Annotated in this window: 15 protein-coding genes; all 15 read right to left on the bottom strand. The window is 52.4% G+C overall.

Annotation, left to right across the window (positions count from 1 at the left end):
- Nucleotides 1-20: 20 nt before the first annotated feature.
- The 15 genes from AAAH10_RS13670 to dnaJ all read right to left on the bottom strand — a co-directional run bounded on the left by AAAH10_RS13670 (nucleotide 21) and on the right by dnaJ (nucleotide 13,680).
- Nucleotides 21-932, bottom strand: a complete 912-nt coding sequence (locus AAAH10_RS13670) for a lysophospholipid acyltransferase family protein (protein WP_343564506.1) — start codon at nucleotides 930-932, stop codon at nucleotides 21-23.
- A gap of 15 nt (nucleotides 933-947) precedes the next feature.
- Nucleotides 948-1,814, bottom strand: a complete 867-nt coding sequence (locus AAAH10_RS13665; RefSeq protein WP_343564504.1) for a GNAT family N-acetyltransferase — start codon at nucleotides 1,812-1,814, stop codon at nucleotides 948-950.
- Nucleotides 1,815-2,057: 243 nt separating this feature from the next.
- Nucleotides 2,058-2,507: a Fur family transcriptional regulator gene (locus AAAH10_RS13660; RefSeq protein ID WP_343564502.1), complete on the bottom strand. Its 450-nt coding sequence runs from the start codon at nucleotides 2,505-2,507 to the stop codon at nucleotides 2,058-2,060.
- A 241-nt stretch (nucleotides 2,508-2,748) separates the two neighbouring features.
- On the bottom strand, nucleotides 2,749-3,165 hold the full coding sequence (locus AAAH10_RS13655; RefSeq protein ID WP_343564500.1) for a Ros/MucR family transcriptional regulator: 417 nt from the start codon (nucleotides 3,163-3,165) through the stop codon (nucleotides 2,749-2,751).
- Between the two features lie 286 nt (nucleotides 3,166-3,451).
- Complete coding sequence (gene rimI, locus AAAH10_RS13650; protein WP_343564498.1) at nucleotides 3,452-3,943, bottom strand: ribosomal protein S18-alanine N-acetyltransferase; 492 nt, start codon at nucleotides 3,941-3,943, stop codon at nucleotides 3,452-3,454.
- 12 nt (nucleotides 3,944-3,955) lie between these two features.
- Nucleotides 3,956-4,687, bottom strand: a complete 732-nt coding sequence (gene tsaB / locus AAAH10_RS13645) for a tRNA (adenosine(37)-N6)-threonylcarbamoyltransferase complex dimerization subunit type 1 TsaB (protein ID WP_343564497.1) — start codon at nucleotides 4,685-4,687, stop codon at nucleotides 3,956-3,958.
- Nucleotides 4,688-4,816: 129 nt separating this feature from the next.
- Nucleotides 4,817-5,380 carry a NifU family protein gene (locus AAAH10_RS13640; protein ID WP_343564495.1) on the bottom strand — a complete coding sequence of 188 codons (564 nt, stop codon included), beginning with the start codon at nucleotides 5,378-5,380 and terminating at the stop codon, nucleotides 4,817-4,819.
- Between the two features lie 134 nt (nucleotides 5,381-5,514).
- Complete coding sequence (locus AAAH10_RS13635) at nucleotides 5,515-6,054, bottom strand: universal stress protein (protein WP_343564494.1); 540 nt, start codon at nucleotides 6,052-6,054, stop codon at nucleotides 5,515-5,517.
- Between the two features lie 68 nt (nucleotides 6,055-6,122).
- Entirely contained in the window at nucleotides 6,123-6,881 is a 759-nt protein-coding gene (locus tag AAAH10_RS13630) for a TIGR02186 family protein (protein ID WP_343564493.1), read from the bottom strand.
- Entirely contained in the window at nucleotides 6,878-7,792 is a 915-nt protein-coding gene (locus AAAH10_RS13625; protein WP_343564492.1) for a sulfite exporter TauE/SafE family protein, read from the bottom strand. Before AAAH10_RS13625 ends, AAAH10_RS13630 begins: the two co-directional genes overlap by 4 nt.
- 205 nt (nucleotides 7,793-7,997) lie before the next feature.
- Entirely contained in the window at nucleotides 7,998-9,041 is a 1,044-nt protein-coding gene (gene trpS / locus AAAH10_RS13620) for a tryptophan--tRNA ligase (protein ID WP_343564491.1), read from the bottom strand.
- Between the two features lie 190 nt (nucleotides 9,042-9,231).
- Nucleotides 9,232-9,921: a hypothetical protein gene (locus AAAH10_RS13615; protein ID WP_343564490.1), complete on the bottom strand. Its 690-nt coding sequence runs from the start codon at nucleotides 9,919-9,921 to the stop codon at nucleotides 9,232-9,234.
- An 11-nt stretch (nucleotides 9,922-9,932) separates the two neighbouring features.
- Nucleotides 9,933-11,546, bottom strand: a complete 1,614-nt coding sequence (gene murJ, locus AAAH10_RS13610; RefSeq protein WP_343564489.1) for a murein biosynthesis integral membrane protein MurJ — start codon at nucleotides 11,544-11,546, stop codon at nucleotides 9,933-9,935.
- 78 nt (nucleotides 11,547-11,624) lie between these two features.
- On the bottom strand, nucleotides 11,625-12,422 hold the full coding sequence (locus AAAH10_RS13605; RefSeq protein ID WP_343564487.1) for a hypothetical protein: 798 nt from the start codon (nucleotides 12,420-12,422) through the stop codon (nucleotides 11,625-11,627).
- A gap of 118 nt (nucleotides 12,423-12,540) precedes the next feature.
- Nucleotides 12,541-13,680: a molecular chaperone DnaJ gene (gene dnaJ / locus AAAH10_RS13600; protein WP_343564485.1), complete on the bottom strand. Its 1,140-nt coding sequence runs from the start codon at nucleotides 13,678-13,680 to the stop codon at nucleotides 12,541-12,543.
- Nucleotides 13,681-13,763 lie beyond the last annotated feature (83 nt).

Raw genomic sequence — 13,763 nt, 5'->3', positions numbered from 1 at the left:
GGCACTGACAATATTTATCGTTATAGCGCCAATGGATTCCCGGTCATATCGTGAAGGGAGAAATCAAAACCGGCCTCACAGCGATGCGCCATGGCCCGGGAGACTCCCACTGCAACCTTCTTCTGGCAATAGCTTGCCAATTCCTTGCGATCGGAAAAGTTCTCAAAGAGAACAGGCTCGTGACATTCAACCTGAACCGTCAGAACCCCCATTGACAAGGCATGCCACAGATGCCCCGCCAGTTCCATATCGCCATACCAGGCATAAAACGGGCGGAAACAGCGCTCCAGAGGCATACCATCCAATCGCGTGTATGTAATGGAGATTGGCTGAACCAGCAAGGGCTGATCTGCCTTTTTCACCGGAGTTTTGTTCTTTTGTTCGTCTGAAAGGTCCTGCTCGCCGACTGCAAAGAGGGAGGAGCGGAAAGGCAGAACACGTGTTCCGTCACTGGATGTGCCTTCGGGAAAGAGGATCAGGCTGCGCCCGGTGGAAAGGCGTTTGGCCAGATCATCCCTGCCCTTTGCAGCCCTGGAGCGGCGGCGTTCCACAAAAACGGTGTTTCCCAGTCTGGCCAGAAAACCGAAGAAAGGCCACTTGCTGACTTCAGCCTTGGCAACAAAGGCCGCATTCAGGCTTGAACCCAGGACCATGATATCCAGATAGGACACATGATTGGAGACAAAGAGCGTGGAGCGGTCCTGCTTGAAGTCACCCTTGATTTCAACCTTGATCCCGGTGATGAAACAGCAGGCCTGATGATAGAAGCGGATGAAGCGTTCGAGCGTGTGCTCCCCTCTCAGGGAAGCAGGCGTGATCGAGATCAGCAGATGCACCGGCAGACAGGACAGCGTAAAGACCAGATAACAGAAAAGCCTGAAACTGGCCCGAACCGGGGAACCGAAACCTGATGCAACTGCACTCTCGATCATCTCACCAATCCCGAATTACTCCGCGGCCACGTCAGACTGCGCATCAATCTGGCCTGCCTTGCGGGTGTAATGTTTAAAATACTTGTCGGTCACACGTTGCGTTTCCACAACAACGCAAACATCTGTCGTGCCGAACTGCTCGTCGACAACAGCACCTTCCCCGATCGTCCCGCCAAGACGCAGATAACCCTTGATCAAAGGCGGCACCGAACGCAGCGCAGAACGGTCATCAATCTCGTCACGCGCCAGGCGTTTCATGTCCACATAACGGTTGGGCAGCGCCTCCGGGCAAATGGAAGCATCCGCCGCATGATTGTAAGCCAGATAGGACAGCGGAAGGGCCAACTCGTCCGGATCTGTACCCTCGATTGAAGCACAGCCGAACATGTACTGGATATCGTGGTTGAAAACGTACTGGGCAATCCCCTGCCACAGGAGTTGCATTGTGGAGCCACGTCTGTAATCCGCATGGATACAGGAACGCCCCAGTTCCAGCAGTCCGTTGGAACGCTTCAGCAGGCGGGAGACATCAAATTCATCAGCTGTGTAGAAACCACCGGAATTCTCGGCAACGCTGCGACGCAACAGACGATAGGTTCCGACGATGGCATCCGCGCCCTGCCCCAGGGAATCATCCAGAACGATCAGATGATCGCAAATGTCATCATAGCGGTCAAAATCGCGTTCTTCACGGGCCGTCGCATCATCCGGACGGGCAGACATTTCCCGATAGAAAACGTCATATCTCAACCGTTGGGAGGCACGAATGTCCTTTTCGTCACGCGCCAGACAGATTGTCAGAGGGCCGACAGTGACAGGAACGAATTCCTGCGGCCTCTCTCCAAACTCCGGACTGTCATTATGCTCAGTTGAATTGCTCATCACCGATCAGGCCTCCAGCCTTTTTTATTTCTGCTTTTGTTTTGTTCTCGTTTCAGAGGACAGTAATCCCCTGTTGTTGAGTTTTTGTTTCCATTGCATGACAGCAGGATCAAAAGTACGGGTCAATCCTGTGACTCTTTTTTCAATCTGCAGGTTATCTCACTGACACAAAAACAAAAACCTGCAACATATGCTGTTGCAGGTTTATCGCACAATCTTCACCCTTTTGTCACAGAGGGGAGATCAGAGACTTTCATTGGCCATATCGCCAATAGCCTTGCAGCCTTCACGCACAGCATAAAGCTCCAAACGATGGTCCACCAGACGGTAACCAAGTTTGAGTGCCATTTCTTCCAGCATAACATGAATTGAATCATCACTGAATTCCAGAACTTCACCTGAGTTCACATCAATCAGGTGGTCATGGTCTTCCGGCGTTGCTTCCTCATAACGCGCACGACCATCCCCAAAGTCGTGACGCTCAAGAATATTCGCTTCTTCAAAGAGCTTTACTGTCCGGTAAACAGTGGCAATGGAAATACGGTCATCACGCGCTGAGGCACGCTGATAGACCTGCTCGACATCAGGGTGATCTGAAGCCTCTGAAAGAACACGCGCAATAACCCGGCGCTGCTCTGTCATTTTGAGCCCTTTTTCCACACATAACTGTTCAAGACGTGAAGGCGTTGTCATTTTCAATCAGTTTCCCAAAAGTAGTCCGGCTTCAGAATAACAGGAAAATCCCACATGCAGCATCAAAAGTTACAGTGAGTCCCGGAAGCTTTTTGTAGAATGATTCTAAACTACACCATTTACAGCTTTTTGCAAATGCCTTTAAACGCGGGAAGAAAAGCTTTCACAGATCAGAAAGCAAAAAAGCCCGGATCCAAAATCCGGGCTTTCAACAAAAGGCTGTATCAGGTCAGCCTGAACCTTACTTCTGACCACGGCTGCTGCGTGTACCCAGACCAATCTGCTTGGCCAGAGAGCTGCGCTGCTTTGCATAGTTCGGTGCAACCATTGGATAGTCCTGAGGCAGGTTCCAGCGATCACGGTATTCTTCCGGAGTCATATTGTAAGCTGTTTTCAGGTGACGCTTGAGCATTTTCAGCTTCTTGCCATCTTCCAGACAAACGATGAATTCCGGCGTAACAGACTTCTTGATAGGCACAGCCGGAACAGGGCGCTCAGGCTCCTGGGGTGCTTCAACACCCAGCTGGCTCAAGGTAGAATAGACATCACGGATCAGCTGTGGCAAATCAGCAATGGCGACAGAGTTATTTGAAACGTGTGCAGCAACCAGATCAGTTGTCAGCACCAGCAAATCGCCATTGTCTTGCTCTTTGGACATGATGAACCTCATTGACTTGGTAAATATTAAACGAATTTTTTCAACGCTGTTCTATCACAAATAAAACGCAGGGAAAGAACTTTCTAACACTTTTGACAAAGAAAATGTCAAAAAGACGAGTTTTCCTATAAACAAGGCATCAACAAAAATAACTTCAGCCTCAGAAGCCAATACTGAAGCAGTTCTCGCTCAATTCGATAAAATCCAAGCTAGTTTCTAAAACTGAAATCATGATACATCAAAAATATATCTTTATAAATATAAAATCATACACAGAAATAATCTTTTATTTTGCGACAATTATTTCCATAATATCCGCATCACAGGGTTGTCCGTTTTTTGAATAATAGCCCTTTCTTGTGGAAATCGACCTGAAACCAAAATCTTTATAAAGCGCTTTTGCCGCCCTGTTCTCTACATCAACCTCCAAAAGAATGCGACAAATTGACTTCCCCCGAAGAAAATCCGCCATAGCCTCCAGCAGTTTTCGCCCCAGTCCCCGCCTCCGGAATTGAGGATGGATACAGAAGGTCAGAATTTCTGCCTCGTCCGCAACCGTCTGTAGCAGCAAAAAGCCAGCCGGTTCATTTTCTTGACTTTCGACAGTCATCAACACCACACCGCTCATCGCAAAAAGCTCTCTGAACGACTTTGCCGACCAGGACAATCCATCCGGAAAACCTGATGCATGAAGAGCGGCACACAACCCGGCTAGTGCCTCACCGTTCAGGGAAAGGTCCTCGAAAAACCTGATGCTGTGTGCGGGGGAGCTGCCCATTTCCCTCTCGTCCTACTTCGGATTTTCTTCTCTGGGAGGTTGCTTCTTTGCGGGCAACGATACATCCGGCGGACGCAGATACAGCGGCTGAAGTGCTGCGCTCCCGACCGGTTTCCCGAACAGGCCCTGTTCCTGAACACAGGCCAGGATCATCTCGCCGGAAATCCGCTCTCCCTGCTCCAGAACCGAACAGCTGCAGGACGCATCTTCCAGATCGTCAAGCACCTGATCCAGAGCATTGCCGGCCACAAAAAGGCTCTGACCCTCAAGGATCCTGGCAAGCTTCGACGGATTCACAGCCATCGGGTCCGCCAGAGCCCTTCCATCAAGATCAAAGGATTGTGCAAAAAGATCGTCCCGCTTGGCATCCAGAACAATCAGCAACCGGCTTTCCCTGCTGTCAGATGAGGACAAGGCATCCGCTCCGCTCAACGCATGTGCAAGAACATCAAAGGCCGAAACCCCGACAACGGGAATATCCAGAGCCAGAGCCATACCCCGTGCCGCAGCCAGGCCAATTCTGACTCCGGTAAAGCCCCCCGGCCCCGTGGTCACAGCGAGCCCTTCAAGATCACTGTACTCCAGCCCCGCTTCCTTCATAACCTCTTCAACAAGCGGGATCAGACGTTCAGACTGCCCCCGGCTCATGGCTTCAAACCGGCTCGCCATCACCTTGCCATCACAGGCCAGGGCAACGGCACAGGATGCGCCTGTCGTATCAAAAGCCAGATAAGCACCTTTCATGGAGCCTTTACCTTCTTCAAAAACACCCGGCCCTTTCGAATGGAGCCAGAAAAGCGGGAGGCCCTCCGTTCAGGAGAGCCATCCTTTATCAACCAACGTTTTGTATCCGCAGGAATTCAGAAAAAACGGTCAGGCGACAGCACGCACCTCTGTCACTTCCGGAATGTAGTGACGCAGCATGTTCTCGATGCCCATCTTCAGGGTCATGGTCGAGGACGGGCAGCCCTGACAGGCCCCCATCATTGTCAGATAGACCACACCATTTTCAAAGCCCTGGAAAACAATGTCACCACCATCCTGCGCAACAGCAGGGCGGACACGTGTATCAAGCAGTTCCTTGATCTGGGAAACGACCTCGTTGTCTTCTTCGCCTTCAGTTTCGGCGTGGCCAGTGCTGACTTCAGAAGGATTCAGCAAAACCGGACGGCCAGCCGTGAAGTGCTCCATAATCGCACCCAGGATGGACGGCTTCAGAATATACCATTCCTTTTCGTCTTCCTTCGTGATGGTGACAAAGTCAGCACCGAAGAAGACGCCGCGGATCCCTTCAACCTCGAACAGGCGCTGCGCCAGCGGGGAGTTGGTTGCAACATCGGCGGACTCGAAAAAGGCCGTCCCTTCTTCCATGACAGTACAGCCTGGCAGGAACTTCAAAGTCGCCGGATTTGGTGTCTGTTCGGTTTGAATAAACATGGATGACCTCTTTTGACTCTACAGATAAAGGCGTTTGATCTGCTGATCCTTATATGGAAACAAAGCCCGGCCTTTCAAGCAGGAACTCACATTTCGGGGAGAATTCCTGCTTCCCCGAGGCCTGTCAGCCTTTCCTAGCTGATCATGTCAATTTCCTCAATTGTCAGATTGTCGGGAACCAGCGTGATCGGAACGTGGATTTTCCCGACAAACTTGCCGGTCAGAGCCGAAACCAGCGGCCCCGGGCCACCAGAACCGGCACGCGCAGCCAGAACCAGAATGGAAATCTGCTCTTCCTCGTCAATCAGCTTGAGCAGCTCATCCCGGCGATCCCCCTCGCGGATGTAAACCACCGGCATCTTGCCGGACATCTCCTGGACATTTTCCAGCAAGTCATCCAGAACCTTTTCAGCCTGCTCACGGGCTTCTTCCTGAATCAGGTCACCAACAGACATCCAGTGGGTGAATTCCGTCGACTCAATAACATAGAGGAGCGCCACGCGTCCGCCTGTGTGCTCGGCACGGCGGCAGGCAAAGCGCAGAGCAATCTGCATTTCCTCGGAATCATCAACAACAACCAGAAAAATACGCTCGGGCTCTACGGCCTCCGGCGTTCGAACCTCATCAGATGACAGCTCCTGCTGATCATCGCTCTTTGGTGTTGTGTCATTCATAACACGCCTCCCGGGCAAGTCTTCCTGCTGTAGTTCTTTTTTACTGTGCAGGAAAAAACGGCTTTTGCCTAGCGTCGGAAGACAATGTGTCCCAACCATCCCGCGATCAGTGCAATGATAACTGCAACGACACCATAATACGCAGACTGGTTATAGGCAAAGTCATATATCTCGGCTTCAAGGCCGACCTTTGCCACGGAAAGCGGGACCGTCCGGGCATCGACAACCCGGCCAGCCTGCAAGTGATAGATTGTGACATCATAGCTGCCAATCGGCACATTTGACGGCAGCGAGAATTCCGTCCTGAAGAGGCTGTCCCCCAGAAAACGGATCTTTCCATGCTGCAGCTGATAGGTTTCCAGATCTGTCAGATTGCGCAGCAGGCCCTGCTTCCAGGCCTCGGCCACCGGTCCGGAGGCCTTGGTTGAAGGGAGGTCAAGGCCGATATAGTCGACCCCGATGCCGTTCAGGGCGCGAATGGCACTGTTCGTGATGTCATCGAGAGGCGCGGAAGAGGCAATCGCATAGAAACTCGGCACATCCTCGAAAACCATGGAGCTGGTGTTGATCCAGATTCCACCGACATTGCTCTTGCGGTGCATCTTGAAGTCCGTCGAGGGCCCCCGGACCACGACAATCACATCCCCTTCATCAGGAATGGTACCGAAAAGCGTGATGCTGTCCCCGAAGAAATCGGCCTTGATCGCCACAAGGTTGTTGGTCAGATCCGCCTCGAGCACAGCCAGCGCCGGACGCGCAAACGACAGGGTCAGCACAACAGAGAACACGACAGCCAGCGCAGAGGTCAGGGGCTTGAACTTTCTCATCCCAGCACCTCCAGCGAATAGATATCAGCAGGCGGAATCAGCAGATCGAGGAAGAGCTTGATACAGACAGACAGCACCAGCAGCCCCAGCAGGAGACGGAGCCACTCCGCACGCAGCCCGGCACCGGCGCGCGTTCCGATCTGTGCGCCGATGACAGAACCCAGCAGGAGAATCATCGCCAGCACGACATCAACCGTCTGGGTTTCAATGGACTGCAGGATCGTGATGTTGATCGCAACAAAGATCACCTGAAACAGGGAGGTTCCGATCACAACAGCCGTCGGCATCCCCAGAACATAGATCATGGCCGGCACAAGAACAAAGCCGCCGCCAACCCCCATGATCGCAGAGAGCACCCCGATCATCGCGCCAATACCGAAAGGCAGCAGAGCGGAGATATAGAGCCGTGATTTGCGGAAACGCATGCGCAGCGGCAGACCGTGGAACCAGTGGTGTTCATGGAGCTTCTTGCGAGGCCCGCCCGGACGCGACTGCTTGGTCACAGCACGGATGCCCTCGACAGACATCAGAATACCAAGCGTGCCCAGCAAAATCACATAGGACAGGTTAATCACAAGATCGATCTGGCCCAGTTCACGCAAAAGCTTGAAGAGCAGGACACCGAGGAACGACCCCAGAAAACCGCCAAGAGTGAGGATCCCCCCCATCAGGAAGTCGACGTTGCCGCGTTGCATGTGCGCCAGCACGCCGGACACCGAGGAGGCAATAATGTTGTTGGACTGGGTCGCCACGGCCACGGCCGGAGGAATACCGATAAAGATCAGCAGGGGCGTCATCAGAAAGCCACCGCCAACGCCAAAGATGCCAGACAAAAATCCGACGCCACCCCCCATCAGAAACAGGAGGAAAACATCAATCGAAATCTCAGCTATCGGCAGATAGATTTGCATCGCCGTAAATCAGACCCACAAGAGAACAAAGCTTCGGGATATTCCGTTATTTTTAGATAGCAGAGAAATCGTAAAGACTTTGTTGTATTCCGTTCATTAAAGACTAGCGTTTTGCTGGCTCACAGAAAAGCCATTCTCTTTCACAATGCAATAAAAAAAGGGAGACCGACGCTCCCTTTTTTCCAAAAGATGAAATTTTTTCGGATTATCTGAGGAAACCCACGGCATCATAGACCTCATCCAGAACCGGTTTTGCAAGAGCCGCAGCGCGCTCTCCCCCGTCCTTGAGAATTCCGTCCAGATAGCTCCGGTCATCGACCATCAGGCGCTTCATTTCCGCACCGATCGGTCCCAGCTTCTCGACAGCCAGATCGGTCAGATCCTTCTTGAAATCAGCAAAACCCTTGCCTTCGTAGCGCCCCAGCACATCACCGAGCGTCTCGTCATTCAGCGCCGCATAGATGTTCAGCAGGTTCAGGGCTTCCGGGCGTTCCTGCCGGAATTCACTGTCAATCTCGCCATTGTCACCGAGAATCCCGGCACCCGGCAGCGGGTTCGGATCACTAACAGCCTTGCGAATCTTCTTCGCGACTGTGTCGGCATCATCCAGCATGGTGATGCGGCTCAGATCGGACGGATCGGACTTGCTCATCTTCTTCGAACCGTCACGCAGGGACATCACCCGAGTCGCAGCACCCATGATCAGCGGTTCGGTGATCGGAAAGACCTCCCTGCCGAAATCGGTGTTGAACTTCATTGCAATGTCACGGGTCAGTTCAAGATGCTGTTTCTGGTCTTCACCCACAGGAACATGCGTGGCCTTGTAGGCCAGAATATCGGCCGCCATCAGGTTCGGATAGACATAGAGGCCTGTTGAAACCTTCTCGCGATTCTTGCCCGCCTTGTCCTTGAACTGGGTCATGCGGTTCAGCCAGCCGATCCGCGCCACACAGTTGAAGATCCAGCCCAGTTCGGCATGCGCAGAAACACGCGACTGGTTGAAAATGATGTGCTTCTTCGGATCAACCCCGGCCGCAATGTAGGACGCCGCCACTTCACGCGTGTTGTGAATCAGTTCCTTCGGGTCTTGCCAGACTGTAATCGCATGCATGTCGACAACACAGAAAATACATTCATAGTCGTCCTGCAGGCGCACGAAATTGCGAATGGCGCCCAGATAGTTGCCCAGATGCAGATTGCCTGTCGGCTGGACCCCTGAAAAAATGCGATTTTGTACAGTCTCGCTCATGATCTTTCCATCACACGCTCTTGCTCAGCCAGCGGATTCCGGCCTTTTTGCGTTCAGGCGCTTTATCCTCTTTCCGGCCCTGCGGGTCAAGGCAGAAGGCGTTCCGAACGACAGTCCTTTTCCCTGAAGCGACGTCAGGTCACAGCAAAGGCTCCGGATTGTGAAAAAACAGAACAGGGCGCTCAGCGCTTCAAGGCTGCGGCTGCTCCTCTTCCAGAAGACGAGCCTGCCCTTCGCTGTTGACCTCCACTGTCACCTCATAGCGTCTTCCGGGATCACCATAATGATCAAAACCGAAGACCAGACAATCCGGACAGGCCGGAGTTCCAATGCGGACGAGCCGCAGGGAATGGCCATCCTGCTGAAAGATTTCTGTCTGCCCGACAAGTGCTCCGGCAATGTCATGCCGCATCGCGCCGGACAGTAAAGGCTCTCCGAGACCGGATATTTCATAATAAGCACGGAAAAAACCCGCTCTCGAAAAGAGATCAAGAACCCGGTCTTCTGCCAAAACGGGGAACAGCAGGTTCAACCAGTCCCCGCTCTGCCTGATCCTGATGGGGAAACGCTTGTCTTCAACAGCATGGAACTCCGCAAGAAAAGCGGTCAGTTCAGGCAAACCCGGTGTCAAACCGTCCTCGCCTTTCAGAATCAGATCAATTTCCCGCCAGGCCATCTGCCTGTCCTGATCCTGATAGAAGCCCGCCGGACTGTATCCACGATCCGGCGTACAGTCTTCACAGACAGCATCTCCCTGCAACCATTCTCCCGTGGAAGGCCGAAAGGCAATCCCCTCGTCATTGCCGTTACTGCTACCGCTATAATGGTAAACCGCAGCAAGAAAACCCAGAGCGCTTGCAGCGAAGACAATACCTTTCATGACGCCTCTCCTTACGAACGGCGAAGCAGCCCCTTGAGATCACGGAGCTGCACAGCCCCGATCAGCGTGGCCAGCAGGCCATAGATCACAAGACCACCCGCCACAAGAACAGCCAGGGCCAGAGCCTTTTCCAGCAGGGGACCATTGAGGAACGGCAGAAGCCAGCGCTTTCCGGCCCAAAGGGCAGAAGCCATCACCAGTGAAGCGGCTATGATCTTGGGCAAACGCCAGATCAGACGGGCATCCACGCGGTAATGTCCGCGGTTGCGCAGCACGATATAGAGCGCCAGCACATTCACCCAGGAGGAAACCGTGGTCGCCAGCGCGATTCCGATGTGTCCCAGCTTCTGGAAGAGAATAAAGCTCAACACAATGTTCAGCACAATCGACAACAGGGCCATGCGAAACGGCGTCACGGTGTCATGGCGCGCAAAGAAAGCGGGTTGCAGCAGCTTCATCAGCACAAAGGCAGGCAAGCCGGCCGAATAGGCCATCAGCGCTGCGGCGGTGGCATCAGAAGCCTCACGGGAAAACTGGCCGTGCTCGAAAAGCACCACCACAATCGCCCAAGGCATGGCGATCAGCGCTGCTGTGGCCGGAAGGGTCAGGGCCATCGCCATTTCAATGCCGCGGTTGAGCGTGGTGTTGGCTCCCGTCTCGTCCGAAGCCGCCAGACGGCGCGACAGTTCCGGCAGCAACACAATTCCGAAGGCCACACCGATCAGGCCCAGAGGCAGCTGATAGACGCGATCTGCATAGTAAAGGTAAGATACGGCCGAGGCCTGCAAAGAGGCAATCAGGGTGCCGATCTGTACATTGATCTGCATGGCCCCTGCCGAGAGCACACCGGGCCCCATGCGTTTGAGCAGAGTTCGCATGTCCTTCGAAAAGCTTGGACGGCTCGGCAGCACAAGGAATTTCGCACGATGGCAGGCCACAACCAGCAAGGCCAGCTGCGCGACACCTGCAACGACAACAGTCCAGCTCATCACCAGCCCCTTGTCCTCAAAGAAGGGCATGACACCGGCCAGAGCCACGATAAAACAGAGGTTCAGAACCACTGGCGCTGCTGCGGCTGCCGCAAAGCGGCGCAGGGCATTGAGCACTCCGGACAGCAGGGCAACCAGAGACATGAAAAAGAGATAGGGAAAGGTGATCACACCCAGTGACACGGCAAGGTCAAACTTTTCGGACACCCCTGTCGGATCAGACAGATGGCGGACAATCAAATCACCCAGTTCCGCATAGCTGGCAGAGGCGCCTTCTTCCAGCAGGAAACCCGGTGCCAGCACAAGCGTCACCCAGGGCATAAAGGCCATCGCCAGGATCGAGAGAACCACCAGCACAACCGCCAGCGTGGCAAAGACCTGCCGGGCAAAGGTCTGCGCCTCGTCCTCCCCGTCCTGCTCCAGCTTCCGGGAGAAGATCGGGACAAAGGCTGCGTTAAAGGCTCCTTCGGCAAAGATGCGGCGAAACAGGTTCGGCAGTTTGAAGGCCACAAAAAAGGCATCGGCCACAGGCCCGGCCCCGATCACCGCCGCGATCAAAATATCGCGAACAAAGCCCAGAATCCGGCTGATTCCCGTAAAGCCCCCCACCGTGAGCATCGAACGCCCCAGTGCCATGCCCAAAACCCTTCCCTGCGAATGACCCTGGCTATTCTTTTACGGGATTGCGGCAGGAATGTAACCCTGAATACCCTTTTAATTGCTCTGATATTCTTTTCTCATATCAATACAATGTCTTTGAGCTTTCCAATCATTACTAAATATCTCAAAATCATGTGTATATATTGCATCTACTTGAGTTAAATCTCTCAAAACGTTTGCATTCATCTGATCTTTAAAATGCGAATTGTTGTCGATTTTATCCAGAAATTTTCTATAATAAACGCAAAATTGATCCGATCTAAAATCATTATCTGGAAATTCAGATTTAAATCTTGCGAATTTATAAAGCGAAGAATTTAAAAAATACAACTTGTGAATATCTAAAAATAAATCAAATTCAGAATTATAAAACCTATCATCTTCAAAGTACGATTTTAATCTAGAATTTTGAATTTGGTATTCTTGTATTAACTCAGATACTCGATTTAAAACCAAACCATCAAACAATTCCAATGATTTATTAATTTGCTCCAAGGTATAAATCGATAATTTCGGCACTCCTAATTCTCTATCTATACGCCTATCACAATCACTATTATTTATAACTTTTATACATTTATCGATGTATTCACTAATTTCCGAAAGATTAATAACAAATAATACTCGAGCCCCTTTTAATCGCATTTTTTTATTATTTTTAATTTTTAGAACTGCTGTCAAATAAGCTAATCCACCAGCTAATAATGTTGCAAAAGGACCAAATGCCTGAATAAATTCAAGCCACTTAGTTTCTCTCAATGATTCATTTAAAATAATTCCACCTACATTAATCATGCTCCAAAAAACCAAAAGCACTACAAAAACACCTAGAACAAAATGAATCAATCTCATTAAAATCAACTTTTTGTTAAAAATTAAATTCTCAATACAACTTCGTTTAAAAAACTTCCCAAATCAATAAAAAAGCCCGCCGAACTGGCAGGCTTTTTTGGTACAGAGCATCAAGGCTCTAGTCTGTCAGATCGTCCCAGAATTCCCTGACGCGGTCAAAGAAGCCACGGGATTGCGGGCTGTTGCTGTGATCGTCACCGGCTTCGGCGGCAAACTCCTCGAGCAACTCGCGCTGACGTTTGGTGAGGTTCACCGGTGTCTCCACAGCCACCTCGACAAACATGTCGCCACGGTGATCGCTGCGCAGGATGGACATGCCCTTGCCGCGCAGGCGGAACTGCTGTTTGGACTGGGTGCCCTCCGGAATGGTCAGACGCGCGCGTCCGCCATCAATGGTTGGCACTTCCAGTGTTCCACCGAGGGACGCCTTCACCATGGAAAGCGGCACACGACAGAAGATGTTGGCATCCTCACGCTGGAAAATCTTGTGCGGTTCGATGGTGATGAAGATGTAGAGATCACCCGGACCACCGCCCTGCTGACCCAGTTCACCCTCGCCGGACAGGCGAATGCGGTTGCCCTCGTCAACACCGGCCGGAATCTTGACCTGAAGGGTCTTTTCCTTTTCGACCTGGCCCGAACCATGACAAGTGCCACAAGGCGACTTGATCACCTTGCCCTTGCCACCACAAGTGCTGCAGGCCCGCTCCATGGTAAAGAAGCCCTGCTGGACACGCACGCGACCATGGCCCTTACAGGTGCCACAGGTTTCGGGCTGGGTGCCCTTTTGCGCGCCGCTCCCGTCACAGGAATCACACTTTACAGCGGAAGGGATCTTGATTTCCGTGGACTTGCCGTGGAAGGCCTCTTCCAGCGAAATCTGCATGTTGTAGCGCAGATCGGAACCGCGTTGCGGACCGCCGGAACGACGACCACCGCCGCCAAAGCCACCGAACATCTCCTCGAAGATATCGGCAAAACCGCCACCGCCGAAATCGAAACCGCCAGCACCCGCGCCCGGTCCGCCACCATTTTCAAAGGCTGCGTGACCATACTGGTCATAGGCCGCACGCTGCTGGTCATCCTTGAGGATGTTGTAGGCCTCGTTGACTTCCTTGAAGGACTTTTCGGCTTCTTCATCACCCGGATTGCGGTCCGGGTGGTACTGCATGGCCAGCTTGCGATAGGCAGACTTCAGTTCCTTGGCATCCGCAGTGCGGCTGACCCCCAGAACCTCGTAAAAATCCCGTTTCGACATGCTGTCTGTATCCTTGAATAAGAGGAAAGCTGATCGTGATGTTTCTGTTGCGAAACGAACATCACCGCTGGACCAATGAAGGG

This window comes from Carbonatibacter coralli (assembly GCF_039592655.1).
Lineage (GTDB): Bacteria > Pseudomonadota > Alphaproteobacteria > Kiloniellales > Kiloniellaceae > Carbonatibacter > Carbonatibacter coralli.
This window is presented reverse-complemented; position numbering and strand designations above follow the sequence as displayed.

Coding starts and splice junctions, on each gene's coding strand:
- AAAH10_RS13670 (WP_343564506.1), bottom strand. CDS start 932: ATGATCGAGAGTGCAGTTGCATCAGGTTTCGGTTCCCCGGTTCGGGCC.
- AAAH10_RS13665 (WP_343564504.1), bottom strand. CDS start 1,814: ATGAGCAATTCAACTGAGCATAATGACAGTCCGGAGTTTGGAGAGAGG.
- AAAH10_RS13660 (WP_343564502.1), bottom strand. CDS start 2,507: ATGACAACGCCTTCACGTCTTGAACAGTTATGTGTGGAAAAAGGGCTC.
- AAAH10_RS13655 (WP_343564500.1), bottom strand. CDS start 3,165: ATGTCCAAAGAGCAAGACAATGGCGATTTGCTGGTGCTGACAACTGAT.
- rimI (WP_343564498.1), bottom strand. CDS start 3,943: ATGGGCAGCTCCCCCGCACACAGCATCAGGTTTTTCGAGGACCTTTCC.
- tsaB (WP_343564497.1), bottom strand. CDS start 4,687: ATGAAAGGTGCTTATCTGGCTTTTGATACGACAGGCGCATCCTGTGCC.
- AAAH10_RS13640 (WP_343564495.1), bottom strand. CDS start 5,380: ATGTTTATTCAAACCGAACAGACACCAAATCCGGCGACTTTGAAGTTC.
- AAAH10_RS13635 (WP_343564494.1), bottom strand. CDS start 6,054: ATGAATGACACAACACCAAAGAGCGATGATCAGCAGGAGCTGTCATCT.
- AAAH10_RS13630 (WP_343564493.1), bottom strand. CDS start 6,881: ATGAGAAAGTTCAAGCCCCTGACCTCTGCGCTGGCTGTCGTGTTCTCT.
- AAAH10_RS13625 (WP_343564492.1), bottom strand. CDS start 7,792: ATGCAAATCTATCTGCCGATAGCTGAGATTTCGATTGATGTTTTCCTC.
- trpS (WP_343564491.1), bottom strand. CDS start 9,041: ATGAGCGAGACTGTACAAAATCGCATTTTTTCAGGGGTCCAGCCGACA.
- AAAH10_RS13615 (WP_343564490.1), bottom strand. CDS start 9,921: ATGAAAGGTATTGTCTTCGCTGCAAGCGCTCTGGGTTTTCTTGCTGCG.
- murJ (WP_343564489.1), bottom strand. CDS start 11,546: ATGGCACTGGGGCGTTCGATGCTCACGGTGGGGGGCTTTACGGGAATC.
- AAAH10_RS13605 (WP_343564487.1), bottom strand. CDS start 12,422: ATGAGATTGATTCATTTTGTTCTAGGTGTTTTTGTAGTGCTTTTGGTT.
- dnaJ (WP_343564485.1), bottom strand. CDS start 13,680: ATGTCGAAACGGGATTTTTACGAGGTTCTGGGGGTCAGCCGCACTGCG.